Genomic DNA, 538 nt, shown 5'->3' on the forward strand with positions numbered 1-538 from the left:
CAACTGGAAGAAGGAGAAATCGCGTATCCAGAAGATTCACGCCCGCATCGGCAACGCCCGCCGCGACTACCTGCACAAGACCTCAACCGCGATCAGCCAAAACCACGCGATGGTGTGTATCGAGGACTTGCAGGTGCGGAATATGTCCAGGTCGGCGGCAGGCAGCACCGAAAAACCGGGCAGAAACGTTCGGGCCAAGTCCGGCCTGAACAAATCCATCCTCGACCAAGGCTGGTTCGAGTTCCGCCGCCAACTGGATTACAAGCTGGCGTGGAATGGCGGCTGGCTCGTCGCCGTGCCGCCGCAGTACACCAGCCGCACCTGTCCGTGCTGCGGGCATGTGTCGGCAGAGAATCGCCGGACACAAGCCAAGTTCGAGTGCGTGGGATGCGGCTTCGAGGAAAACGCCGACGTGGTCGGCGCGATCAATGTTCTAAGGGCGGGACACGCCCGGTTCGCCTGTGAAGTGAGCGGTGCAGCAATGCCGCCAGCAGCAGGAACCCACCGAAGCGATTCAGGTGCGGCTCAATGCCGCGCC

The 538-nt window shown here is 62.1% G+C and carries 1 protein-coding gene; it reads left to right on the forward strand.

Translation table 11 applies throughout. The features are described from left to right. On the forward strand, positions 1-538 hold a 538-nt coding region (locus tag NA637_RS25325), incomplete at both ends, for an RNA-guided endonuclease InsQ/TnpB family protein (protein ID WP_256075422.1).

The organism is Stutzerimonas stutzeri (genome assembly GCF_024448935.1).
Classification (GTDB): Bacteria; Pseudomonadota; Gammaproteobacteria; order Pseudomonadales; family Pseudomonadaceae; genus Stutzerimonas; species Stutzerimonas stutzeri_AO.